The following is a 26385-nucleotide window of genomic DNA, read 5'->3' on the forward strand; positions in this document are numbered from 1 at the left end:
GACTACTTTTGTTGCATCACCATAAAAAAACAAAAATATTCACTGAATCTCATTTGATTAAAAATCTTAAGTCTATTTTAGCTTTAATCTATTACGCATTCGCCCTAAAAATCAGTAAGTTATTGTTTTTTTAAATGATCACATTACCTTTAACGATCAATCAAAGGACTTTTTTTGGAATATGGTCTCAAGTTTCTCATGTCATTCTTATTAAAGAGGATACAAAAACACTCTTACAATTCTTTATGATCTAAAGAGTAATTCTCAATACAGGTTAAAGATTATTTACAAAAAATAAGGGCTGATTACTCAGCCCTTATCATCACTTAATTTTATCTATATTTCAATAAATTAAGTCAATTGTGCAGCAGCAATTTTCTTGGTGTCTACGCCATCAGCAGCTTTGGTGTAATCAGACATTTGATCAAAGTTCAAATATTTGTAGATGTCTGAAGACATGCTGTCAATTTGTGCAGCATATTCCTGATATTCTGCTGGTGTAGGTAATTTACCCAGTACCGCAGCAACAGATGCCAATTCAGCAGAAGCCAAATAAACATTTGCACCCTGACCTAAACGGTTCGGGAAGTTACGGGTAGATGTAGATACACATGTGGTATTTGGTGCAACACGTGCTTGGTTACCCATACATAATGAACAGCCCGGCATTTCTGTACGAGCACCAGCCTTACCATAGGTATTGTAGAAACCTTCTTCCATCAACTGGTTTTCATCCATACGTGTCGGTGGAGCAATCCATAGACGCGTTGTTAAAGAACCACCCGGTACTTTGTCCAGCAATTTACCAGCTGCACGGAAATGACCGATATTGGTCATACAAGAACCAATAAACACTTCATCAATTTTTACGCCTTGTACGTCAGACAACAGTTTTGCATCATCTGGATCGTTCGGGCAGCAAAGTACAGGTTCGGTGATTTCAGACAAATCGATTTCGTAAACTTTGGTGTATTCAGCATCGGCATCCGCTTTGAGCAAGCTTGGATTTGCCAACCATTTTTCCATGTTTTCAACACGGCGTGCCATAGTACGTGCATCGCCATAACCTTGTGAAATCATCCATTTCAACATGGTAATGTTAGAACGCAGGTATTCGGCAACTTTCTCTTCAGACAATGTGATTGCACAGCCCGCAGCAGAACGTTCAGCAGATGCATCAGACAATTCAAATGCTTGCTCAACAGTCAGTTCTGTTTCCATTTCTGTTAAGTCGATTTCAAGAATACGTCCAGAGAAGATATTTTTCTTACCTTTCTTCTCAACGGTTAAATCGCCTTCTTTAATCGCATAGTAAGGAATTGCATGTACCAGATCACGTAAGGTAATGCCCGGTTGCATTTTACCTTTGAATTTTACCAATACAGATTCTGGCATATCCAATGGCATTACACCTGTTGCTGCGGCAAACGCAACTAGACCAGAACCAGCAGGGAAAGAAATACCAATTGGGAAACGGGTATGTGAGTCACCACCAGTACCAACGGTATCCGGCAACAACATACGGTTTAACCATGAATGGATAATACCATCGCCCGGACGTAAAGATACACCACCACGGTTCATGATAAAGTCTGGTAGTGAATGTTGCATTTGTACGTCAACTGGTTTTGGATATGCAGCAGTGTGACAGAACGACTGCATCACAAGATCGGCAGAGAAGCCTAAACATGCCAAGTCTTTTAACTCGTCACGTGTCATTGGACCTGTTGTATCTTGAGAGCCAACAGTTGTCATTTTTGGTTCACAATATGTACCTGGACGAATACCTTTACCTTCTGGTAAACCGCATGCACGGCCAACCATTTTTTGTGCCAGTGTATAGCCAGTACCGGTATCTTCTGGTTGTTTTGGATGACGGAATAATTCAGAAGGTGCAAGACCTAATTCTTCACGTGCTTTAGTCGTTAAACCACGACCAATGATCAAGTTGATACGACCACCGGCACGTACTTCATCTAAAAGTACAGGTGTTTTCAACTCAGATTCTGCGATTTGTGTACCATTTTTAAATGCAGTCACAACAGCAGTGTCTTTGTTGATTTTCAGCGTGATTTCATCACCCATATTCATTTCAGCAACATCAATTTCTACTGGTAATGCACCAGCATCTTCCATGGTGTTAAAGAAAATAGGTGCAATTTTAGAACCCAGACACACACCACCATCTTTTTTGTTTGGAATGTGTGGAATTTCGTCACCAAAGAACCAAAGCACAGAGTTGGTTGCAGATTTACGTGAAGAACCTGTACCAACCACGTCACCCACATAGGCAACCTGAATACCACGAGATTTTAATTCTTCAATTTGTTTTAATGGACCAACTTCACCTGGTTTTTCCGGGAAGATGCCATCACGTTCGTTTTTCAACATTGCATTGGCGTGCAAAGGAATGTCTGGACGACTCCACGCATCCTGTGCTGGAGACAAATCATCGGTATTAGTTTCACCAGTAACTTTAAATACCACGATTTTAATTTCTTCTGGTACATCTTTACGGCTAGTAAACCATTCTGCATCTGCCCAAGACTGTAAAACAGCTTTGGCATTGGCATTACCAGCTTTGGCTTTTTCTGCAACATCATGGAATGCATCAAATACCAGAAGCGTTTTCTTTAAAGCTTCAGCAGCCAAGCTACTCAATTCTGCATCATCAAGTAATTCAACCAAAGGTGCAACATTGTAACCACCAAGCATAGTACCCAGTAATTCTACAGCACGTTGTTTGCTTACCAATGGTGAAGTTGCTTCACCTTTTGCAACAGCCGCTAGAAACGCAGCTTTTACATATGCAGCCTGGTCAACACCTGCCGGAACACGGTTTTCAAGTAAATCAACCAAGAATGCTTCTTCGCCAGCGGGTGGATTTTTCAACAAATCAACCAATTCAGCAGTTTGGGCATCGTCAAGTGGCTTCGGTGGGACTCCGAGTGCGGCACGTTCTTCTACGTGTTGGCGGTAAGCTTCTAGCACGGTGTTATTCCTCTTTTTTAAAAAATTATTTGTGATGACTCGCAATTGTTGCGTACACAAATAATATGAACTGTCAAATTCTACTAAATTTAGGCAAGAAAGTTAATGCAGAAACTGTGCTTTAAAAATGATGTCGATTATTTTTAAAATAAATACCAGACATCATGTCCTGCTAACAAACTTTAAGTCACTAAATCTTTGTTTCCTATTATATGCTGATTGCATATCCTGTTCGCCATGCCACTTTTGGCTAGCATGGCGATATTTTGAGACGTTATTCACCCAAATTTCAGCATCATCATCAATAATGCCTGCATATGTTAAAACTTCCAGTTGTAGAAAATATCTACAGCACGTTCAACGGATGAACTGGCCTCCATATATAAACGGCGATTTACCTGATAACGTAAGGTCAATTTATTTACCGGGGTAAATATCCCGACACCGTAGCGCAAATATAGATCCGGTGTAATATACCCGGTGACACTCACTTGAGTATCATCACCTGAACCCTGTGCATCTAGCGCTAGACCACTTAAACCAAAGGTACGACCAATCTGATTGGTAAACGCTCGAGTTCCACCCAGCCCCATACTGATACCGGCTGCCGCAATGGTATTATTTACATCAGATTTAAAGCCTTCTGTATTATTTACACCACTGGACCCACTACTGATACGACCAGTTAACAAGGCATTTAATGCTTCTTGTTCAGTCAGACCTGCATCATTGTAAATCTGGATATTTGGTCGACTTGCCACACCGGTAACACGCACACCAACCGTACTGTTTTGCACACTTTTGGTGGCATCAATATCCAGCGATGGATTGGCAAGTTCACCACCAAAACGTGCAATAGCACGGTTAAGATCCAGACTTTGTCCATAAGCTTCAATTTTAACTTGTTGGCTTACACCGACTGCACCACTGGCTTGCATGGCAATTGCAGTTCCACGTTGTGACAGATTAATTCGACCTGCCAATGGAATCACACTATTAAAGCCGCGGAACACCACTGCATCACCTAAACTTACAGCAATGTCTGCACGTATATTCCAGGGTGTTGCTGCTTTGAGAATCGCCAACTGGTCCTGTCCACTTTTGACAATTCGTACATCTGCCGAGGTTGCAATCACATTTGGACTACTTTCCGGCATGGAAATGACCGCACGCGGTACGTCAACTTTACCATTGACTGTCAATTGTTTAAGCGCTGGTCGAATATCGACATTAATCTCAGGTGATACCGAAGCACTCACCAATGGTGGCTGGGCAACCAATAACTCCTGCCCTGAAAGATTCAATTTGATAATTGGCGATGCACCCCAATCGGCATTACCGCTAATTTTACCAACACCGCGTCCCGCATTGAATCCGCCGGTAACCGTTGCCTGACTGCCACGAATTGACGATGCTAGCTGAATATTTTGCAAATTAAGTGGCACACTAATCATGGCAAGCTGACCATCTTTAAGACGAATTTCGCCATTAAACAACGGTTGTTGCAGCGTACCGCTTAATTTTCCTGCTGCCGATAATTTTCCGTCCAATACACGAATATCGGAAATAAATGGCTTAAATAAACTGAGTTTGACTTGATCAAGTGCAATATCACCTGATATGGCTTTATCTTGTCCTTGAGTACCAACCAATAAACTAACAAACCCTGTCCCCAATAATGGCGTATCTGCATTTAAACGCAGTGCCAAGCCCTGAGGCAGCGTTTTTGCACCCAGACGCAACTCATTGTAGGCAAGAGAAGCAGCAGGGACATCCAGATCATCACTGGAAATCCCAATATTACCGCTTTTAGTGACAAGCTGGGTATCCATTTGCATCGGCTGACCATTCAGCCATGATACATGGCTATAACCATTTAATTTTCCGCTTAAAGCCAAGCCAGTTGGCATAAAGGCAGCAAAATCGCCCAATTCGATATTTTTAATCTGTACAGAAACGGCCCCCTGATTCTGACTAGCAATCAATGGCTGATCTAGACAAATCTGACTTTGTTCACGTCCCTGACTGATCCAGCAGTGCTGGGTAATGGCAAGTTGATTCTGATTTTTACGGAAAATCAATGCTGCATTTTGGCTTTGTTGCAGTGACACCCGTTTTGACTCAAAAGAACCTTTTTGAATTTGGCCCAGCCAATCATTATTCTGGTTCAGACCACCAGCAAACTGAACATAGAATTTACTGATGCTGTTTTGACCCTGAATTTTTAAAAGATGTGCCGCACGTGTACCTTGTAATTCCAGTTTGGCATCATCTATTCCCCGTTCACCACTGCGAAGATTCTGCAAATGCATCACCATTTGTGATGCCTGATCCCCTGTCGGCAAGGTTCCCACCAGACTTAAATTTTCAATACTAGCCACATTATTATAGGCAAAGTTTTGAACAATAAGATTGGATCTGGCATTTAATTTTGGATGGGTTTGTACAGAAATAAAGCCTTTTACCGTGCCGCGTAATCCCTGATAAAGTTCGGATAAATTGGAAGCGTTGATATTTAACTGTAAGCGCTGTGCATTACCACTGGCATGCAAAATATTGTTGGCATAACTCAACACCAGATTATTTGCTTCAAACTGCTTGGGTACAAAACCATTCACATCACTGAAACTGAGTGCCAGATTACCCTGTCCTAATAACGGCTTATTGTTTAATTGGCCACGTAAATTCAGATCACGAATTGAAATATGTTTCTGCCGATCCGACCATTGACCTGTGCTATTGACCTGTCCGGTAATTTCACCCTTGACCGTAGAGACAAAGAATTGCGGTTTAAATTGCTGTAAATTGGCATGAATATCCCACGCCAGTCCCTGCGCCAAGTTTACAGTCCCGTTGGCTTTGATCTCGCCTGCCGCCCCCTGATGATACAGCTCGGTCAATTTGATCATGCTAGGCGTGCCGGAAAGATTCAGACGTAAAGGCCCCTGACTATAATTTTGTGCATTCAAGGCACCGTTATACTGTACGGCAAAGCTTTTTAAACCACTCTGATTTTTGCCATCATGCATAATCACAACAGCAGTCGATTGTCCGGTTAAAGAGACACTTTGCGAAGTATTGCCTTGCGGAATTTGTCCTTTAAGATCAATTCCTTTCAGCTGAATAACTTGTTTAAGATTGTCCTGATAACCCTGTGCAGTCAGACGACCATCAAGACGATTAACAGGTGCAGCAGAACTAATGGTTTGCGGATTAAACTGTTTGGCATTTAAATCGGCATGCCATTTCAACTGCGTTTTATCAGTCGGTAAATTCACCACTGCCTGACCAGAAAGCGAACTTTGTCCCTGTGTTAGACTGAAGTTCTTTATATTCAAGATATTATTGGCGAAATTCAATGTCGATTGATAATGACCAGCAGGTAAACTTGATTTTTCATTGGCATCTATATCTGTTGCAACCTTGATATCCTGCCCTTGTTCTGCCAATACAATATCAACATCCCCTTTTCGGCTATTCAACCAACCAATATAAGGCATTTCCCGATTGATATTACTCCAGCTGACATTCATCAACCAAGGTTGTTGTTTTTCCTTCGACTGATTCTGTGCAGACTGATTTTGTGTAGATGGATTCTGTTTTAGATGCACATCCCAACGCTCATAGCGATCAAAGTCAAGCGTCGCTAGAATATCAGACTGTTTATCCATGCTGCCTTTGGAGGAAATTTGACTACTCATATCCGGCGGCAGAAAACCCTGTATCTCTTCGGGAATATTTTTATCTTTCGGATTAAGACCCTGAGCACGACCTTTGATATCCCAAACCAGACCATTTTCCCAGTTGAGATGACCAGATAAATCCAGTTGACCATTCATGAGTGAACCCACGAATTTTTCAATATTCATTTGTTTCAGATCGGTATTTAACAATGCCTGATAATTCCCTTTGGGAATATTTTCACCTTCAAGATCACTATCCAGCACAAAATTGAGCTGTTTTAAGTCTCCCGACAAATCAATCTGACCTTTTTCCGAATATAATTTTTGTTCGGGTGCGATCGGCCAATGGAATGTTTGCCAGCTTAATTTACCCTGCATCGGCACATCTTTGCGTACCGGATGAGCCACGACATAACCAGAAATGACATCTGGCGTAGCAGAAGCAACCCCTGCTCGCAAGGTATCCACATCACCACGGGCAGAAACCTTAATCTGATGTAAATTTAAATCCTTTAATGCTGGAATCGTCAAATCTGCACGGAGATTTAACGGATATTTATCTTGTAATAAAATAAACCCTGTGACTTTTTTGACATTTAAAAAGTCCATATCCAGTGACGAATTGACCAACTGGATTTTAGTCCCCGACCAGACAGCATCATTTAAGTGAATATTATAAAAATTAACTGTAGATTCTGCCGATTGAATCACCAGTTTGGCCAAATTTGCATCATCTAGCCGTAGCACAAAAGGTAATTTTAACTCACTGAATTTAAATGGATCATCGTTGGGCGGTGCATGGTTAATGACATGAACCGTGCCCACTTTGGCAGTCATGAAGTGTAATTCGCGCTTGACCAGTGCCCGCCAGCCCAGACGTACATCAGCCCGGTCAATTTGTACCTCAACATCTTTCACCTTAACCAATATATCTTTTAGGATAAGCCCACGAACTAGATTGCCCTGTTCGTACTGGTAATGCACCATTTGCTGACGATTCATGACAAAATCAAGCAACCAGTGACTTCCTCGATCTGAACTTGCCAATAAACCCAATGCAATGATGAGTGCAAGAAGAAAACCGATCAAACCAAGAACGATCCAGCGAATAATGCGCCAGATTTTCCCTTTTGATTGTGGAGGTGTTGTTTCTGGTAATTGCTCAGTCATACCTTATCCAAAATAAAATTGTTTTTATTACAGTGGTGGTCCAATAAAAAAGTGTAAACGAATTGGAATACTATCTTCACTAATCCCTGCACCGACATCAATACGAATCGGACCAATCGGTGAAGCCCAGCGTAGGCCCAAACCTACGCCGTATTTGGTTTCGGTTTTAAAATCTTTATCGTAGGCATTACCCACATCAGTAAATACGGCTGCACGCCAGCCTTCTTTAAATTGATAGTTGTACTCCAGCGAACCAACGGCCAAGACCTGACCACCCAACAATAAATCATCTTCCTTAGGTGACAGACTTTTATAATCATAACCACGAATACTTTGATCGCCACCGGCAAAATAACGTAAATTATAAGGCACTTGATCAAAATTATCCGTCACAATATAACCAAGATCGCCACGTCCAACAAACTGATGATCGGCATTTTCACCCAGAGAATAAATAAAACGCCAGCCTGCACTTAAAATGGCCATATCGGTTTCGGTCAACAAACTTTTTGACCCTGCTTCGGCACGGTAGAATTGACGAAAACCTTTGGTCGGATTAACCCGATTATCCTGATTGGTTCGACTAATTTCATAGCCAAACAGCAGAGATTCCTGTTCCGGATCTGAACTAATAACTTTAAACGCATCCGGAATATCATCGTAATCGATATTGTCGCCCTTGGTGGTGATTCGATCCAAACGGTAACGCACGGATAAATTATGTTGCCATTCACCCAAAGGCCGTTTAATTGTCCGTTCTGCCCCAACTACAGCAGATTCAATATCCAACTCTACGCCTTGTCCAATATCACCGCGTACTTCACGTTCATAACCACCGACAATATTAAAATAATCATTGAGTGGATCCTTATATGGAATCATATAGCGTCCATCAATAGATTGTCGGACTTGCGACAATTCCATGTTGGCATCAAAGCTATGTCCTCGATCATTAACGATAGACCGGCGATATTGCGTTCTTAAGCGTACGCCTGTATCGGTGCCATAACCAATACCTGTTTCAAGGTTATTTAAGGTATCTGCATTGAGATAGACAATTACCGGAATCTTTTTCTCTTCTCGTGCTTTGGCCTTTAATTGTTCATTTTCGTCATCATTTTGTGAGGTGTCTGCATCAGATGCAGTTTTGAGGGTTTGGTCATCCTGTGCACCGGCAAAAACCGTTTCATCCACAACTTGCTGAGACTCCACGGCAACCTGATCATTATTTTCAGAAGTTGTCGCATCATTCTGTTGAGCCTGACTTTGTTGTAAGATTTCTTTTACGTCATCAGGAAGTTCCAAAGGTTTGTCAATTGGATCCGGCTTAATCACATTAACCAGTGCATAATTAAAATAACGACTGTTAATCAGATTATTTGATAATAAACTTACCCGCCAGCTCGTATAATCATCACCCTCTTTAAATGGCACCAGCTTTTCCAGTACAGATCGACGCAAGGGAAATGGTTTATCCGGATCACTCATGCGAAATTCAACACCATTTAATACATAGCGCTCACCGGTTTCATATTTTAGGCTGATATCCGCTGTATTTTCCGGCAAGGTGACTTTGGCATCATGCATGCGCCAATACGCATCAAAATAGCCCTGATCACTGGCTGCACTGCTAATACGGTTTTTGGTGGTTTCATACAAACCGTGATTAAAAACATCACCTTCATTTAAATCCGGTACGACGGAAATTACCTGAAAAGCTGGACGGGTTGCACCCGCACCTGAAAATTCAATCAGTTGTGATTTTACCGTAACAGGTTCCTTCGGCTTGACATCCACCACCAGATCGTTTTCATCTTTTTTGGTGAATTTAAACTCAGATTCATAATAACCTACTGCCTGCGCTGCCAGTGTGGCCATATTTCTAATTTGTGGCAAGGCAACATTAAAATCTTCAAACGCATCTACAGTAAAAGTAGACAGTTTTGCATCAATATTCTCTGCCAAAAGCGCTTCATCCGGTTCACTACTGGTTCCGGTGACAGTCACATTAATTTTAGGTAATGCTTCAACCTGTTCGTTATTATCATTTCCACGTCGAAATAAACGTGCAAAAAAACCACGTTTTTTGGTTTCGGTCATGGCACTGGTTTGAGGATTACTTGGATCTTCGCTTGAACCACTTGCCTGAAATTGTGGTAATTCTATCTGATCCGCCTGCAACTCCTGCATCAGTTGATCGACTTTGGCTTGCTGTTCCTGTGGCGCAACAAAAATGGCTTCCTGTGATGAACTGTCGGTCTTCTGCGCATTAATTGCCTGTTGCACTGTCGGTAATTGTTGTTCCTGCTGTTTTGCTTCTTGTTGTGCCTCTACTGCGATCTGATTGATTTCATTCAGCATATTCTGATCAACCGGAGGGATATCAGCATCATTAAGCTGATACACTGCTTCGGTCTGAAATTCCTGCAATGCCGTATTTAAGTTTTGTTGATCGGTCTGGGCATTTTCTGCCTGTTGTTGTAATGCGTCCTGAATCTGCTGTGTTTGTTGCTGTTCATGCTTTTCAATGGCTGTATCAACAAGGCTGCTATCGGGACTAGAGAGCACCATGTCCTCTGCATAAGACAAGGTAGAAAACACACAACTTATACCAAGCAAAACAGTTTTGCCATGACGAGATACATACAATAAATCATCAATAGCAACTGCCAATAGAGATCGATTAAGTATTTTCTTGTTTGGATTCGGCATATTGAACTCAATTAAATTTGGCGTTTCCCAAGATATGATTCTCTTTTGTTAACACCAACTTGTAAAGCACCTATATTCATACTTTACAAACTATCTTAAACTACAGACAAAATTTTACCCAAAATTCATATTTACAGGGCGAATAAATGCCAACCAAGTCAACCAGCTTACTCACATCACGCCGATTTCTACCGATGTTCCTCACCCAGTTTTTTGGCGCATTCAACGATAATATTTATAAATACGCCTTACTCATGGTATTTACTTATGGCTGGATCAACCGTGGCGAGATCAACATTAGCACATTAAACAATGTTGCGGCACTTTTGTTTATTTTACCTTTTTTTATTTTTTCTGCCACTGCTGGACAAATTGCCGATCGTTATGAACGCTCGCAACTGATCCGCTGGCTTAAAATTGGTGAAATCTGCATTATGCTTTTGGCAACTGTCGGTTTTTTTCTTGGCAATTTATGGATTTTATTGTGTGCTTTATTCTTAACCGGCACACAAGCTGCATTTTTTGGTCCGATCAAATATGCGATCTTGCCGGATATTTTAACTGAACAGGAATTGATGTCCGGTAACGCCATCTTTCAATCCGGGACTTCACTGGCTATTTTACTCGGTATGGTCATCGGCGGGATTGTCATTTCACTCTCGGCTGGCAGTATGTGGTGGATTAGCCTGACGGTTCTGGCTGTGGCAGTCTTAGGCTATCTCTCTAGTCGCCAGATTTTAAAACAAAAGATTGCTGACTCAACATTAAAAGTCAACTGGAATTTTTTTGTCACCAGCGGGCAAATTATCCGCCTTAGCTATAGTTTACCACTCATCTTCTTAATTTTACTTGGTAACTCTTGGTACTGGTTTTATGGTGCAACAGTCATCACACAAATTCCTCAAATGACTCAGCAATATCTGCATGGCAATGAAAATGTATCCAGTGTGGTACTGACTTTCTTTTCTGTAGGTGTGGTGATCGGTTCGGCAGTATGTAAAAAACTTAGTGGCAATAGCGTTAATATTAAAATGGTGCCGCTTGGCTCAATTGGTTTAACCCTGTTTGCATTTTATTTATCTTGGGCATTAGGCAGTGTGCCGCAACAACAGGGCGAATATTTCAATATTGCACAAGTATTTGGACAAGGCATCAGCTATTACCATGTTTTTGCTGCCGTGACCCTGCTCGGAATAAGTGGCGGTTTTTATATCGTACCGCTCTATGCCATGATGCAGGCAAAATCACCAGAAACCCAGCGTGCCAGAATTGTCGCAGCCAATAACATTTTTAATGCAATTTTTATGGTCACCGCTGCAATTTTTTGCATCATCGTACTGAGTAGTTTACAGTTGACACTATTACATTTATTTAACATTACCGCTATTCTAAGTGCTGTGGTGACAGGTCTGTTAGTTGTCAAAATTCGTCAGCGCTTAAATACGCCATAACATGCATTCAGGGGGAAAAGCGATGCGTCAATTTACTGGTTTAGACCGCATGATTAATTCTTTTGATCAGGCTTTACGCAGTCTGGTGCCCGGCGCAACCGCTGCACACCGTCATAATCCGGCTGCCGACTTAGACTCACAGCTTACGATTAATGAGGCACGCCATGTCGCAGGCTTGATGCGGGTAAATCATAGTGGCGAAGTCTGTGCTCAAGCGCTCTATCATGGTCAGGCCATGACAGCAAAATTACCAAGTGTGCGTCTGGAAATGGAACATGCGGCCGAAGAAGAACAGGATCATCTGGCATGGTGTGAAGATCGCTTAAAAGAGTTAAATAGTTATCCTAGTCTGTTAAATCCAGTCTGGTATAGCCTGTCTTTTGCCATGGGTGCAGCAGCCGGTATTGCTGGTGATAAATACAGCTTGGGTTTTGTCGCAGAAACGGAAAAACAAGTCAGCGCACATCTACTTTCCCATCTTGCACAACTCCCTGCACAGGATCAACGCTCAAAAGTCATTCTGGAACAGATGAATGAAGATGAGTTACATCATCGTGATACAGCCTTAAATGCCGGTGGTGTAGACTTGCCTGTTCCGGTACGTATTGTCATGACCCTTATTTCAAAAACCATGACCAAAACCAGTTATTATGTATAATTCGCTTTTAACTCGTTATGCTTTATAATTTTATTGTAGATAAAAATCAAATGACTAAAAAAGCCCTGATCACTCAAATCAGGGCTTTTTATTATGCAGCAGACATCAAGGTAATCTTGGTAAAATGTAAATCATATTCCAGATATTTCTGCACAAAAGCTGCTTTATCCTCACATCGCAAAAGATTCCGGTGCACAAATTCAGGCACAGATTTAAAGATTGCCCCACTGCCATCACTATAAAATAGTTTTAGGCATCTAGAGGACGCATCATATTTAAACATCGTGACTTTTAAATCGAGCATAAAGCACCTCTCTTTTGTATGTGAAACGGTACAAGCTAGCTTTGCAATTTTTATACCGATTGATCAACACAATGATCAATCATTAGACAGTCATAGCATGAAAAATTGCTTTTGTACAAAAGATTAAGGTATTGATTTATAGTTTTTTTGCATATGCTTGTTGAAATTTTACGATAGTGATTTTCCTCTTCTAAAAATCATGCAAATTTACTTATGTTTTGTATCTGTAAATCATCTATTCTAATTATGCTTATTTTAAACAGATAGAAGCCATGCCCTCCTTTAGACAACATAGCTTCTATTAATCGTGTTTAAACCAAACTTAACTCTGTCATCGGCCAGCGTGGTGTAGTGGTAACTGCCAAATCATCCTGCTGCCCGGCCTGTAAACGCTGATAACCGGCAAAAGCAATCATGGCACCATTATCGGTACATAAAGCAGGTTCGGCATAATAGACTTTGGCCCCCATCCCACTTAAAGAGTTTTCCAGTTTTTCTCTTAATCGTTGATTGGCACTGACCCCGCCAGCAATGACCAATTGTTTTAAACCAATTGCTTTTAATGCCTTAATAGATTTTTTGACCAATGTATCCACCACAGCTTCCTGAAAAGATGCTGCAATATCTGCTTCTCGTCCCTGTCCTTCTACGGCCTTGATCTGACTCGACACGGCTGTTTTTAAACCACTAAAAGAAAAGTTTAAGGCTTGCTGCATCAAAGGACGTGGAAATGCAAAGGCATCAGGATTGCCCTGCAATGCCAGTTTGGCAATTTGTGGGCCACCGGGATAAGGTAAATTCAACATTTTGGCAACCTTATCAAAGGCTTCACCTGCGGCATCATCAATCGACTCGCCCAAAAGTTCATATTGCCCTAGCGCATGTGCTGCCATTAATTGTGTATGTCCACCTGATACCAACAAAGCCACAAAAGGAAATTGTGGCGGATTTTTTGATAATAATGGCGCCAGCAAATGCCCCTCCATATGATGTACACCAATCGCAGGAATATTTAAAGCAAATGCCAGACTACGCCCAAACAATGCACCTGTCATTAATGCGCCCATCAAACCTGGTCCACGGGTATAAGCAATCGCATCAATTTCAGATTTCTTTAGGCCACTTTGTGCCAGCAACTCTTCCAGTAAAGGAATCAGTTTACGCACATGATCTCGTGATGCCAATTCCGGCACCACACCACCATATTCTGCATGTAGCTTGATCTGACTATAGAGTACCTGCCCCAAAAGTCCTTGCTTGCTGTCATACAAAGCCAAGCCTGTTTCATCACAAGAAGTTTCCAAACCAAGTACAATCATGTCAAAAATGCCTATTTCTATGGGGTTATTTGGATTCGCTGTCATTATAGACTTGTACTTATGATTGTAAAAGCGTAAAATGCTGCACTCATTCACCGTAAGTACGTGGCGTACTTGCATTTATTTATCCATCATCTAACAGAGGATTCTATATGCCACAAGTTAAGTTAAAAGAAGGCGAACCAGTTGACGTTGCTATCCGTCGTTTCAAACGCTCATGCGAAAAAGCAGGTGTTTTAGCCGACGTTCGTAAACGTGAATTCTACGAAAAACCAACTCAAGAGCGTAAACGTAAAAAAGCTGCTGCTGTTAAACGTTATGCAAAAAAAGTTGCTCGTGAATCTATCCGTACAACTCGCCTATACTAACTTGTTCTCATTAATCTACAATTTGTAAAAAGAACGCGACTACTATGACCACTTTAAAAACTCAAATTACTGATACCCTTAAAAACGCAATGCGTGCCAAAGATATGGCAGTTGTAACAGTAATTCGTGGTCTACAGGCAGCGATCAAACAAATTGAAGTAGACGAACGTATTGAACTTGACGATGCTCAAGTGCTTTCTGTCGTCGAAAAACAGGTAAAACAACGCAAAGAATCGATCAAAGCCTTTTCTGGCGCAGGTCGAGAAGATTTAGCTAGTAAAGAACAAGCCGAACTTGAGGTACTCTCTCAATTTCTACCAGAAGCTATGACTGAGGACGAGCTTGATTCTCTCATTGAGCAAACAATTACTGCTCAAGGTGCCACTAGCATGAAAGATATGGGTAAGGTGATGAATTCTCTACGTCCGATCATAGCCGGACGTGCCGATCCTTCACAAGTTTCCGCAAAAATAAAAGCCAAACTGGCCTAGTTAGCAAAAACTAATTGCCAACACTGGTTGTCTTAACTTCCTACATTTTATTTTTTCATATGCCTCATCCAAAATGATGGCAGGCTTTTGTGTGCTGCATAATATTTTGCCCAATTGCCCCTCTCCTCGCCCCACAGTTTTTATCCAATCAAGTGAAATCACAGCATAAAAAATGATAAATTGTCTTAAAATGATAAATCATTATTTGCAGGTTTGACTTAAAGTATTGCCAATTTAGACATATCTAATAAATCGTAGAGTGGTAAACTCAAATCAGACTTTATTTTCTTTGCGTAGCATTTTAATATGAGAGCGCAGTAAAAAAATTTAAGTTAAATTGACCATTTGCTTAAGTTTATTTTGTCTGATAGGCAGAATGTTCCACCTAGTCAGCGCTTGGAGATTTAGATGAAGAAGTATCAGTGTATCGTTTGTGGTTGGATTTATGATGAAGCAGAAGGATGGCCACAAGATGGTATTGCCGCTGGAACAAAATGGGAAGATATTCCCGATGACTGGACTTGCCCGGATTGTGGCGTGTCAAAAGCAGATTTTGAAATGATTGAGATCTAAATCGAACTATAAAGACCATGCGCTTTGCATGGTTTTTTTATTTATTTAATGTTGTAAAATTTTATCATTTAGCGTGGAGATTAGAATGCATCCTATCGTCATTATTGGTTCTGGTATGGCTGGTTATACACTTGCAAGAGAGTATCGTAAACTTAATCCAGAGCAGGAACTGGTGATGATCTGTGCAGATGATGCTATCAATTATGCCAAGCCAACACTATCAAATGCACTTGTTGGTAAAAAAGTACCAGAACAAATTGCTTTGGGTGATGCCGACAAAATGAGTTCTCAACTTAAAATGACCATCAAGGCACATACCTGGGTCAAATCAATTGATAGTACAGCGCATACCATAGCACTTGAACATCAGGGTGAACATTCTACACTGTCTTATCAAAAACTCATTCTAGCTGTGGGTGCCAATCCAATTCGTCTGGCCATTTCCGGTGATGGTGCCGAAGATATTCATGTCGTCAACAATCTAACTGATTATCGCGCTTTTCGTGAACGACTGGATCAACGCCCCGATAAACGTGTGCTGATTTTAGGTGCCGGTTTAATTGGTTGTGAATTTGCCAATGACCTGCAAAATACCGATCACCACGTTACTGTGGTCGATTTGGCACCACAACCTTTGGGTCGTTTATTACCCGCGCATACAGCCGCTGCATTTCGTCAAAATCTTGAAGAAGCAGGTATCAAATTTATTCTTGGTACAACCGTTGATAAAGTCAATAAAATCGCCAATGATGATTATGAAGTAACACTGGCAAATGGACAGCGTTTTGTGGTAGATGTGGTCTTGTCGGCCATTGGTTTACAACCAAATCTGGATTTGGCCAAACAAGCAGGTATCCATACCAGCCGTGGCATTATTAGTAATTCATTACTGGAAACCAATCTGCCGGATATCTATGCCATTGGCGATTGTGCAGAAGTAAATGGTACATTATTACCTTATGTGATGCCGCTGATGCAGCAAGCCCGTGCCTTGGCCAAAACACTGGCGGGTGAAACTACGCGTGTGCATTATCCTGCCATGCCAGTTGCCGTCAAAACCCCTGCTGCACCGCTAACCGTTTTACCAGCACCAGCCAATGTTGAAGTAAACTGGGAAACCGAAGAATTCGATGATGGTATGCTGGCCAAGGCTTTTGATCCGCAAGGAACATTACGTGGTTTTGTATTACTAGGCGCAACAGCAGGCAAACAACGTCTGACCTTGGCAAAACTGGTTCCGGATCTTATTCCTCAAAGCTAAGAAAAACTGTTTTGTTTTTTCATCATTAGACCCCCATATATCTGTCTAATGATGAACTTGCATAGGATAAAAACAATGACAAATCTTTTATCATTAAAAACATCGCCTTATACTCACTTTATGCAGGAAGCAACAGTTGAACTCCCCAATCAACAAAAGCTGCATGTGGAAATAGGCGGTGATCCAGCCAATCCAACTATTTTGCTGATTATGGGCTTAGGTGCACAATTATTATTCTGGCCCGATGCATTTTGTAAACAACTGATTGATGCTGGTTTTCAGGTCATTCGTTTTGATAACCGTGATATTGGTTTATCCAGCAAAATTAAAAAAAAGGGCAAAAGGTTAAATACCATTAAAATGATGGGCCGCTTTAGCTTTGGTTTGAGTAATGAGGGTGCACCCTATAATCTGTATGATATGGCAGAAGATGCAAAGCTTTTACTGGACGTGCTGCAATTAAGTAAAGTTCATGTGATTGGCGCATCAATGGGCGGTATGATTGCACAAATTTTGGCAGCGCAATATCCTGAAAAAGTTGATCGTCTTGGTTTATTGTTTACCAGCAACAATCAGCGTTTTTTACCGCCACCTTTTCCCAAACAATTATTTAGCCTGATTGGTCGCCCGGAAAATCGTGATGAAGAAAGTATCATCCGTCATTCGATCAAAGTCTTTAATACAATTGGTTCGCCAGGTTTTGTTAATCAAATCGAAACCGCACAAACTGCACGTAAACTCTATCAGCGCAGCTATTATCCTACAGGAATCTTACAACAATTTTTGGCAATTCTTTGTACAGGGTCACTTTTACATCTTGACAAACAAATTCAACAGCCTACGATAGTCGTGCATGGTAGTCGTGATCGGTTATTGCCACCTGCTCATGGTAAAGCGGTTGCAAAAGCGATCAAAAATGCAAAATTTGAACTGGTAGAAGGCATGGGACATGATATTCAGCCCTATTTTATTCCCAAACTGGTTCAAACCTTTGTACAATATTTTAATCATTGATTTCCTAGGACATTATGGCCGCTTTACCTTCACTTCGTCAGCTTTCCTATCTGGTAACCTTATCTGAGACTTTGCATTTTACCGAAGCTGCACGTCGTTCATTTGTCACTCAATCCACTCTATCCGGTGGGATTATGGAATTAGAACGCCTTTTAGGAGGAGTTCTTGTAGAACGAGATCGACAAAATGTGCGATTAACACCTTTGGGTGAACAAGTTGTCACCAGAGCACGTGTTCTTTTGGCAGATGCACAGGATTTGATGCGACTCAGCCGTGAAATGAGCGAGCCTCTAACAGGTGATCTGCATCTTGGTATTATTCCAACCATTGCACCTTTTATTTTGACGCAACTTCTGACAGCGGTACAAACCCAGTTACCACGCATCAAACTCCACCTCCATGAAGCCCAGAGTGAAAAAATTCTCGAAGGTTTGGAACATGGTAGTCTGGATATGGTGGTTCTGGCTTTGCCTTTTGATACGCATGGTTTAAAAGTCAAAGAAATTGCGACTGAAAAATTATTTATTGTATGTAATCGCAATGATAAACAGACCATTCAGGCCAAGACCATTGATGATCTGGATTTGTCCCGTTTAATTCTACTGGAAGAAGGTCATTGTTTGCGGGATCATGCCTTGAGTGTGTGTCCGATTAATGACCGTAAAAATGACTCACGGCTAAAAGCCAGTTCGTTGCCTACACTGCTAGAAATGGTACTGGCCGATCTGGGCTTTACCATGTTGCCGGAAATTGCCATTCAAAATGCAAATCTGATGTCACATGAAAAACTGCTGATTCATCCAATCAAGAATCCACCAGAACGAACGCTTGCTTTAATTACCCGTAAAAGCACGCCATTACAAACCGAATTTGATTTATTACAACAAATTCTTGTGACCATCAGTCAAACGATTTTATCTGAAAATGCCAAATATCTGGATAAGCAATAAGTTGCGTATAACTGATATTTACTAATTCAGCTTAATCAACAAACAATTGATGAAGCAAAAATTTAAAGCCAGACCCTATCATTTTGATTAGTGTCTGGCTTTTTTAATTAAGCTTCGATGAAGACATTGCTTTGATTATATTTGCGACCTGCTCTCCCCAAAAGGCATAAATTTCCTTACCGGGATGAAATCCATCACGGGCCATAGGCAGATTGAGTGCTTGCAATGTTTTAATATCATTTTCAATCCATCTGAATTGATCCTGTAAAGCCAAATATTTTTTTAATGATTGATTCATCTGCTTGGCATACTTTCCCAGTAACCAAGCCAAAGGATTCGGTAAAGCAGAAAAATGCTGCATCGGCGGTACACTAAAGACGATAATCACTTTAGGTTGAAAGCGGTTTTGTAATTGGGTAAATAGCTGTTGCTGTTGTTTTAACCATTTTTTTGTTGAGATCAATTGCGTCACATCATTGACACCGACTGATGTCACAATCACATCATAATTGCGTGAATCCAATTGTTGTAGATCACGCAATACCTGTTTACTGGTATGCCCAGTCTGCGCCTGCAATTTCCAACTGATACAATATTCATTTTCCAAATTTGTAAGAATTGCACCAGAGAGTGCCTGTTTTTGAGTGTCAACCCCAACACCTGCCGCCGCTGAATCGCCTAAAATAAGAAGTGATAAGGGCAAGCCCTGTCCACTGATCCCTTCACGCTCGCCACTCGGCTCTGCAAGCCTTGGAATACTCTTTCGGACTTTAAACCCTTGCAGCATGATAATGGGTAATAAAGCAAACGTTGTGAATCTTAACCACATTGTTATCCCCCTGTTTTGGCTGGGTTAAAGTTTATAAAATCAAAAATAATGGGGCATATGACAATACCCCAAAACCTTATTTATAGTTGCGCTGCCAACTCGGCACCTTGACGAATTGCACGTTTGGCATCCAGTTCACCTGCCTGTTTGGCACCACCAATGAGGTGTACAGATTTTCCTGCCTGTTGTAACTCGTCAAACATGGCAGTAAAGGGTTCCTGTCCGGCACACACCACAATTTGATCGACCTCCAGTACAGTCTGCTGATCATTTATAGTGACATGTAAACCAGCCTGATCAATCTTGTCATACTGCACACCGGAAATCATCTTGACCTGATGATGTTTTAAGCCAGTACGGTGAATCCAGCCTGTGGTTTTGCCAAGATTTGCACCAACAGGAATCGCCTTGCGTTGTAATAAATACACTTCTCGTTCAGGCACATCATATTGTGCAGGCTTTAAACCACCCACATGCGTATATTGCGGATCAATGCCCCATTGACGATAGAATTTTTCTGGATTTACTGTGGCACTTTCACCATGCTGTACCAAAAATTCTGCCGTATCAAAACCGATACCGCCAGCACCGATAATCGCTACTTTTTTACCTACAGGTTTGCGATATTTCAATACATCCAGATAACTCAGCACCTTATCTGAATCACTGCCTTCAATTTCCAAATGGCGTGGTGTTACACCAGTGGCAATTACAACTTCATCATATTCGGGCTGATTCAATTCTGCAAAAGTAGCTTTGTGATTCAGTTTTAATTCAATCTGAGGATGCAGCTCAATCTGACGATTAAAATATCGTAAGGTTTCATAAAACTCCTCCTTGCCCGGAATGGTTTTGGCGATATTAAACTGACCACCAATCTGATGTTCTGCTTCAAAAATCGTGACATTATGACCACGACGTGCCGCATAAATGGCAAAACTACAACCTGCTGGCCCTGCCCCAACCACGGCAATATGTTTAGGCTGTGTGGTTGGAATAAATAGTAATTCGGTTTCATAACCTGCTTCGGGATTAACCAAACAGGTGGCTGTTTTATGGGAAAAAATATGATCTAAACACGCCTGATTACAGCCAATACAGGTATTGATTTCATCACTACGGTCCTGAGCTGCCTTTAATACAAAATCCGGATCAGCAAGCATTGGACGCGCCATCGAGATCATATCGGCTTGCCCTTGTGCCAATACATATTCAGCCATTTCTGGTGTATTGATCCGATTCGAAGTAATTAAAGGAATACTGACATGTTTTTTAAGTTTTTCTGTAACCCAGGTAAATGCAGCGCGAGGAACTTTGGTGGCAATGGTTGGAATACGGGCCTCATGCCAGCCAATCCCAGTATTAATAATGGTTGCACCAGCCTTTTCAATTTCCTTGGCAAGTTGAATAACTTCATCAAAAGTTGAACCGCCTTCGACCAAATCCAGCATAGACAAGCGATAGATAATAATAAAATGTTCACCAACTGCTGCACGAATGCGCTTTACAATTTCAATCGGAAAACGTATCCGGTTTTCATAGCTTCCGCCCCATTCATCTTCCCGATGATTGGTTCGGGCTGCAATAAACTCATTAATCAGATAACCTTCTGACCCCATGACTTCCACACCATCGTAGCCGGCATATTGCGCTAGTTTTGCACAATTGGCAAAGTCATCAATGGTTTGCACAACTTCATTAGACGTTAATGCTTGAGGTTTCACCGGATTGATCGGTGCCTGAATTGCAGAAGGTGCAACAATATGTTCCTGATAAGAATAACGCCCAGTATGCAAAATTTGTAAAGCAATCTTGCCACCTGCATCATGGACAGCCTGCGTAACAATTTTATGCTGTTCTGCCTCTTCTAATGTTTCCAGCTTGGAGCCGCCAGCAAACACCACACCGGCGGCATTGGGTGCAATACCACCAGTTACAATTAGTCCAACATCACCTTGCGCCCGTTTGGCATAAAATGCAGCAAGACGTTCAAAGCCATTGGCCTGTTCCTCCAGACCAATATGCATAGATCCCATTAATACCCGATTCTTAAGTGTGGTAAATCCCAAATCCAATGGTTTTAATAAATGTGGATATGCAGACATTTAAACTCCTTAGCTGGCAAATACAATTGCTGGCAAATTTTTGCGATCATAAATTCATCATACAGCAAACTATGCAATATGTTGCATAATCTTTAGAAGGTGTTATAAACGATAGAAATAAACTATGCAATATGTTGCATAATAATTTACAATTAAAATAGATAAAACGGAGTACTAATATCTTATGTCCTTATCCCATGTTCTTTTGACCAGTTTATTAGAAAAACCAAGTACTGGTATTGCTTTGGCACGTCGCTTTGATCGTTCGATGGGATTTTTCTGGCATGCCACCCATCAGCAAATCTATCGCGAATTGGGACAAATGCAGAACAAAGGATGGATTAGTACCATTGAAACCGAAGATACAGATTCCCGCAAAAAAACCTATCAGGTTGAAGACATTGGCAAGCAGGAACTGTATCAATGGATCTTACAGGAAAGCCAGCCCGCAAAATTTCGTGATGAATTAATGGTAAAATTACGTGCCGAAGCACAATTGGGTGGAGATTTAATCTTACCTGAATTAAAAAGACATTTGACTTTGCATCGCACGCAACACGATTTATATAAAAATATTTTTGCAAAAGATCAGCAAAAGCAATCTAATGGTCAGACACGTACCGTAATGATTCAGCAAAAAATTCTCGAACTTGGTATCCAACTAGAGGCTGGCTGGATCGTCTGGATTGAAGAAATGATAGATATTTTGCAACAAGATCACGACTCAAAGGAATAATTGAATGCCACACTATCTCATGCCTGATCAGGAATCACTCTATGTCCGCCAAATCGGAACAGGTGAACCTGTGCTCATTTTATCCGGTCTGGGCATGAGTAGCTGGCAATGGTTACCGTTTATTCTGCCAAGTTTAAAATCACGATCCTTTATTATTCCTGACTTTCGCGGTTTTGGGGGTTCAAGACATTGTAAAATTCCATCTGCCCTAAATGCCATTGATAGTCACTGGCAAGATATACATGCACTTTTACAACAGCTTAATATCGGGGAAATTGATGTTATTGGCTATTCCATGGGCGCAACGACAACAATGCATGGTTTAAAATATGGTCAGTTTAATCAATATATCAAACGCTATTTACATATTGATCAAAGTGCAAAAATCAAGAATGATGAATCATGGCATTTTGGTTTATTGGGCGAGCAACAGCAGCAGCTTTTACAATTAATGCTTAAAATTTCTGGTCTGGTGGAGCCTTATCAACACTATTCATCTATTGCCAATTTACCAAAAGATATACAAATTCAACTGCTAAACTTATGGCTGGAATTTATGCAATTGCAAAATCCACATTCGCCATTGACTGCATTACTGGGTAAATTGCCTTTGAATAAAGTCCAATCTCACCTTATGCCATTACAATCGTTGCAATATATTCTCTGGTATCTGCACACCTATCTTGAACATGATGAAGACTATCGTGATGCCATTGCAAGCCTAGATAAACCCACACATTTTATTATTGGGAAACAATCTTCTTTATATGGGTATCATGGACAACTGGAAATTGCCCAACAACTCGATGATGCAACCATTCATCTTATGGACAAATCCGGACATGTGCCATTAATGTCAGAACCAGTGAAATTTGGTAAAATTTTAAATGAATTTTTACGTGCCTCATGACCCTAAAAACCCAATTTTTTTAACACTCATTTATATCTTGTTTAATCAAAACCTTAGAGCCAAAGTTTAAGACTTTGGTATTTTATCAATTTTTGCCCTAATACTTTAAAATTGCTTAGCTTTTTTTAAAAATTTTAAGGTTAATGCCGCATAGGCAGCTTAGAAATTTGCAGTCGTGATATTCAACATTGCGCAAAGGGTTAATGCCGCATAGGCAGCTTAGAAAACCTACACATTGGCAACCACTACCAGAGCCACGGTTAATGCCGCATAGGCAGCTTAGAAACATTTTTTTATCGGGGTGATTAATGAGTAATTGGTTAATGCCGCATAGGCAGCTTAGAAATCAATACTTAATAGAAACATGTGGAATTTGATGGTTAATGCCGCATAGGCAGCTTAGAAAGAAAAACGGCTAGCAGATTTGCAAAAAGATATGGTTAATGCCGCATAGGCAGCTTAGAAATACTGCAAACAGATCCGCATAAGCTTCACGCCGGTTAATGCCGCATAGGCAGCTTAGAAAAGTCTCGCCCCAAATCGGTTGAGTTGTATTATGGTTAATGCCGCATAGGCAGCTTAGAAACTGCGCTAACAAGTGTAGTGAATATAAAAATGGGTTAATGCCGCATAGGCAGCTTAGAAATATTGGTGCAATTTCCAGCAATGCTTTGATTTGGTTAATGCCGCATAGGCAGCTTAATATTATTTAAAATGATACTGCTGCATCCATGTATCAATCAATGCTACAGTTTGTGGCATAAACTGTCCCATGTCATACATATGGTCCGAACCTTTTAACTCAATATAGGTGGCGTTTTTATATTTTTTTGCTGTGGCTTTGGCTATTTTTGCCACCACAATTTTATCATCCGTTCCGGAAATCACCAGTACTGGGGTTTGAATTGCATCGGTATCAACAGTTGCTGCTTTTTTTCGATCCAGAAACCAAAATGCCATTTCGGCATAGACACGTCCGGATTCTGCCACCAAACTACGATAAAATTGCTGACGTAAATGTTCCGGCTGATGATTCATGCAATACTTAAAGACTCGATCTTCAGTAGGAAACAAAGGCTTTTTCCAGAAACCCCATTGTAAATAATGCCGGTAAAATGCTGCCAACATCGTGGGATATAATGCAAAAATACCTGCCATCGGTGCAGGTCCCAATAATACAACGCCCTTATGCCGATCCGGATGTCGGGCAGCGAGTAATTGTGCCAACAATCCGCCCAGTGAATGCCCCAGAATAATGGGTGGACTATCTAGTGATAAAAGTAACTGGCTTAAATCATCAACATAATCTGTTAGACTAACAGAGGCAACTTTTTCTGCACCTTCTGCCATCGGCAAATCATGATACCGTAAAGTCGGGGTATGAACTGTTAAGCCCAATGCCTGCAAAGCAGGGACAAAATCCCCCCACGAATCCCCTGTACACCATGTTCCATGAATTAAAATAATATGTTGTTTTGCCGACATACCTGTCCAACCTTATCCATTATTGCTTATGTATAGCAAAGATAGCATAAAAATCAAGCATTACAGCAGGATTAAACAGCCTAGTTAAAATAATTCAAGGGTAGTTTTAAATAACGAATCCCATTACTTTCAGGTTCCGGAAAGCGTCCGGCATCCATGTTGATTTGAATTGAAGGCAAAATTAATTTTGGCATATCGAGCGTGGCATCCCGTTGTTGCCGCATTGCAACAAATTGTTGTTTTTGAATCCCTTGATGAATATGAATATTATTGTTTTTCTGGGTTTTAATATCCGTCTGACAACAATACTGTTCACGCCCTTCTGGTAAATAGTCATGACATAAATACATACGCGTGGCATCAGGCAATTCAAATAATTTTTGTACAGAATCATAAAGTTCTGCCGCACTGCCTTTTGGAAAATCACAACGGGCTGTACCATAATCCGGCATGAACAAGGTATCCCCGACAAAAACTGCATCACCAATCACATAACTTAAACATGCAGGCGTATGCCCTGGTGTGGGAATATTATAAGCAATCATTTCACCAATTTTAAATTGCTCATAATCCTTAAACAAATAATCAAAACCATGATGTGTTTTTAGGCGTGCCAAATCGACATGATAAATTTCGGCAAAAGTTTCTTGTACCACAGCAATGTTATGACTCATGGCAATTTGACCGCCCAATTTAGATTTTAAATATTGTGAGGCAGTGAGATGGTCGGCATGCACATGGGTTTCCAGAATCCATTGCACGTTCAGCTTTTTGGCATGAATAAAAGCAATCATCTCATCAGCATGCGTGGTTTTTGTAGTTGCCGATGCAGCATCATAATTTAAAACACTGTCGATAATGGCACAGTATTGGCTTACCGGATCAATCACCACATAGCTATAGGTATTGGTGTCCTCATCAAAAAAATCTTTCACAATCGGCTGTGCATACATATTATTGCCCTCTTGCAATACGGGCATACAATCGCATACCTATCAGCATTGCAATAATAAAATATAAAGATTGAAAATGGCCTAAGCCAATCAAAGTCAGAGCTGGTGCAGGACAAATACCCGCAATTCCCCAACCAATGCCAAACAAGGCACTCCCCACCAGTAATTTTTTATCGATATTTTGCTTGTCGGGTAACTGTATTTTCTCATTAAAGCATGTTTTGGCTTGCGGGTTTCTTACCACTTTTTGAAAAGGGATAAAAGCAATTAGAATTGCGCCTGCCATAACGAATGCCAGACTCGCATCCCAATCACCCAAAATATCTAGAAAATTTAATACTTTCTCAGGATTAGACATACCTGAAATCATTAAGCCTAAAGCAAATATCGCTCCGAAGATAAACGCTGCGAAATTTTTCATG

18 protein-coding genes, 2 pseudogenes and 1 CRISPR repeat array are annotated in these 26385 nt (G+C 40.9%); of the genes and pseudogenes, 10 read left to right on the top strand and 10 right to left on the bottom strand.

Annotation, left to right across the window (positions count from 1 at the left end; all coding sequences use genetic code 11):
- Positions 1-351: 351 nt before the first annotated feature.
- From CAP51_RS10380 to CAP51_RS10390, 3 genes and pseudogenes are all read right to left on the bottom strand, one after another.
- Positions 352-2991 (bottom strand): bifunctional aconitate hydratase 2/2-methylisocitrate dehydratase, encoded by a 2640-nt coding sequence (locus CAP51_RS10380; protein ID WP_087620683.1) that lies wholly within the window; start codon positions 2989-2991, stop codon positions 352-354.
- A gap of 320 nt (positions 2992-3311) precedes the next feature.
- Positions 3312-7844, bottom strand: a complete 4533-nt coding sequence (locus tag CAP51_RS10385) for a translocation/assembly module TamB domain-containing protein (protein ID WP_087620684.1) — start codon at positions 7842-7844, stop codon at positions 3312-3314.
- Between the two features lie 27 nt (positions 7845-7871).
- Positions 7872-10037, bottom strand: a pseudogene (locus CAP51_RS10390) (autotransporter assembly complex protein TamA); the annotation flags it as partial.
- Between the two features lie 665 nt (positions 10038-10702).
- Here CAP51_RS10390 and CAP51_RS10395 point away from each other — a divergent pair.
- Together CAP51_RS10395 and coq7 are read left to right on the top strand one after the other, a co-directional pair.
- Positions 10703-12007, top strand: coding sequence for an MFS transporter (locus CAP51_RS10395; RefSeq protein ID WP_087620686.1), 1305 nt, complete (start codon positions 10703-10705; stop codon positions 12005-12007).
- 22 nt (positions 12008-12029) lie between these two features.
- Positions 12030-12665: a 2-polyprenyl-3-methyl-6-methoxy-1,4-benzoquinone monooxygenase gene (gene coq7, locus CAP51_RS10400; protein ID WP_087620687.1), complete on the top strand. Its 636-nt coding sequence runs from the start codon at positions 12030-12032 to the stop codon at positions 12663-12665.
- A 91-nt stretch (positions 12666-12756) separates the two neighbouring features.
- Here the strand turns inward: coq7 and CAP51_RS10405 are convergent, their stop codons facing one another.
- Both CAP51_RS10405 and tsaD read right to left on the bottom strand, forming a co-directional pair.
- Positions 12757-12969: a KTSC domain-containing protein gene (locus CAP51_RS10405; protein ID WP_087620688.1), complete on the bottom strand. Its 213-nt coding sequence runs from the start codon at positions 12967-12969 to the stop codon at positions 12757-12759.
- A 311-nt stretch (positions 12970-13280) separates the two neighbouring features.
- A complete protein-coding gene (gene tsaD / locus CAP51_RS10410; protein ID WP_087620689.1) occupies positions 13281-14288 on the bottom strand; it encodes a tRNA (adenosine(37)-N6)-threonylcarbamoyltransferase complex transferase subunit TsaD in 1008 nt (335 codons plus the stop codon).
- Between the two features lie 152 nt (positions 14289-14440).
- Between tsaD and rpsU the strand changes: the two genes are divergently transcribed.
- The 6 genes from rpsU (at position 14441) to CAP51_RS10440 (ending at position 18945) form a co-directional block, all read left to right on the top strand.
- Positions 14441-14656, top strand: coding sequence for a 30S ribosomal protein S21 (gene rpsU, locus CAP51_RS10415; protein ID WP_087620690.1), 216 nt, complete (start codon positions 14441-14443; stop codon positions 14654-14656).
- A 44-nt stretch (positions 14657-14700) separates the two neighbouring features.
- Entirely contained in the window at positions 14701-15147 is a 447-nt protein-coding gene (locus CAP51_RS10420) for a GatB/YqeY domain-containing protein (protein ID WP_087620691.1), read from the top strand.
- 408 nt (positions 15148-15555) lie between these two features.
- Positions 15556-15720, top strand: a complete 165-nt coding sequence (gene rubA / locus CAP51_RS10425; protein ID WP_000760495.1) for a rubredoxin RubA — start codon at positions 15556-15558, stop codon at positions 15718-15720.
- An 85-nt stretch (positions 15721-15805) separates the two neighbouring features.
- Positions 15806-16981: an NAD(P)/FAD-dependent oxidoreductase gene (locus tag CAP51_RS10430; RefSeq protein WP_087620692.1), complete on the top strand. Its 1176-nt coding sequence runs from the start codon at positions 15806-15808 to the stop codon at positions 16979-16981.
- 75 nt (positions 16982-17056) lie between these two features.
- Positions 17057-17995 (top strand): alpha/beta fold hydrolase, encoded by a 939-nt coding sequence (locus CAP51_RS10435; protein ID WP_087620693.1) that lies wholly within the window; start codon positions 17057-17059, stop codon positions 17993-17995.
- A 14-nt stretch (positions 17996-18009) separates the two neighbouring features.
- Positions 18010-18945, top strand: coding sequence for a hydrogen peroxide-inducible genes activator (locus tag CAP51_RS10440; RefSeq protein WP_087620694.1), 936 nt, complete (start codon positions 18010-18012; stop codon positions 18943-18945).
- 103 nt (positions 18946-19048) lie between these two features.
- Here the strand turns inward: CAP51_RS10440 and CAP51_RS10445 are convergent, their stop codons facing one another.
- On the bottom strand, positions 19049-19774 hold the full coding sequence (locus CAP51_RS10445) for an SGNH/GDSL hydrolase family protein (RefSeq protein WP_087620695.1): 726 nt from the start codon (positions 19772-19774) through the stop codon (positions 19049-19051).
- 80 nt (positions 19775-19854) lie between these two features.
- On the bottom strand, positions 19855-21879 hold the full coding sequence (locus CAP51_RS10450) for an NADPH-dependent 2,4-dienoyl-CoA reductase (RefSeq protein WP_087620696.1): 2025 nt from the start codon (positions 21877-21879) through the stop codon (positions 19855-19857).
- Positions 21880-22063: 184 nt separating this feature from the next.
- On the opposite strand from CAP51_RS10450, the gene CAP51_RS10455 reads away from it, so the two are divergent.
- Both CAP51_RS10455 and CAP51_RS10460 read left to right on the top strand, forming a co-directional pair.
- Positions 22064-22615 carry a PadR family transcriptional regulator gene (locus tag CAP51_RS10455; protein ID WP_087620697.1) on the top strand — a complete coding sequence of 184 codons (552 nt, stop codon included), beginning with the start codon at positions 22064-22066 and terminating at the stop codon, positions 22613-22615.
- Between the two features lie 4 nt (positions 22616-22619).
- Positions 22620-23525, top strand: coding sequence for an alpha/beta fold hydrolase (locus CAP51_RS10460; protein ID WP_087620698.1), 906 nt, complete (start codon positions 22620-22622; stop codon positions 23523-23525).
- A gap of 138 nt (positions 23526-23663) precedes the next feature.
- Positions 23664-24231: direct repeats of the CRISPR family, unit length 28 nt; unit sequence GGTTAATGCCGCATAGGCAGCTTAGAAA.
- Positions 24232-24332: 101 nt separating this feature from the next.
- On the opposite strand, the pseudogene CAP51_RS17700 reads toward CAP51_RS10460, so the two are convergent.
- The 3 genes and pseudogenes from CAP51_RS17700 to CAP51_RS10475 all read right to left on the bottom strand — a co-directional run.
- Positions 24333-25010: pseudogene (locus CAP51_RS17700) on the bottom strand (alpha/beta fold hydrolase); the annotation flags it as partial.
- 80 nt (positions 25011-25090) lie between these two features.
- Positions 25091-25990 (bottom strand): MBL fold metallo-hydrolase, encoded by a 900-nt coding sequence (locus CAP51_RS10470; protein WP_425426794.1) that lies wholly within the window; start codon positions 25988-25990, stop codon positions 25091-25093.
- On the bottom strand, positions 25965-26384 hold the full coding sequence (locus CAP51_RS10475; protein ID WP_087620700.1) for a DUF6691 family protein: 420 nt from the start codon (positions 26382-26384) through the stop codon (positions 25965-25967). The genes CAP51_RS10470 and CAP51_RS10475 overlap by 26 nt, the downstream gene beginning before the upstream one ends.
- Position 26385 lies beyond the last annotated feature (1 nt).

Source organism: Acinetobacter populi, from assembly GCF_002174125.1.
Lineage (GTDB): Bacteria > Pseudomonadota > Gammaproteobacteria > Pseudomonadales > Moraxellaceae > Acinetobacter > Acinetobacter populi.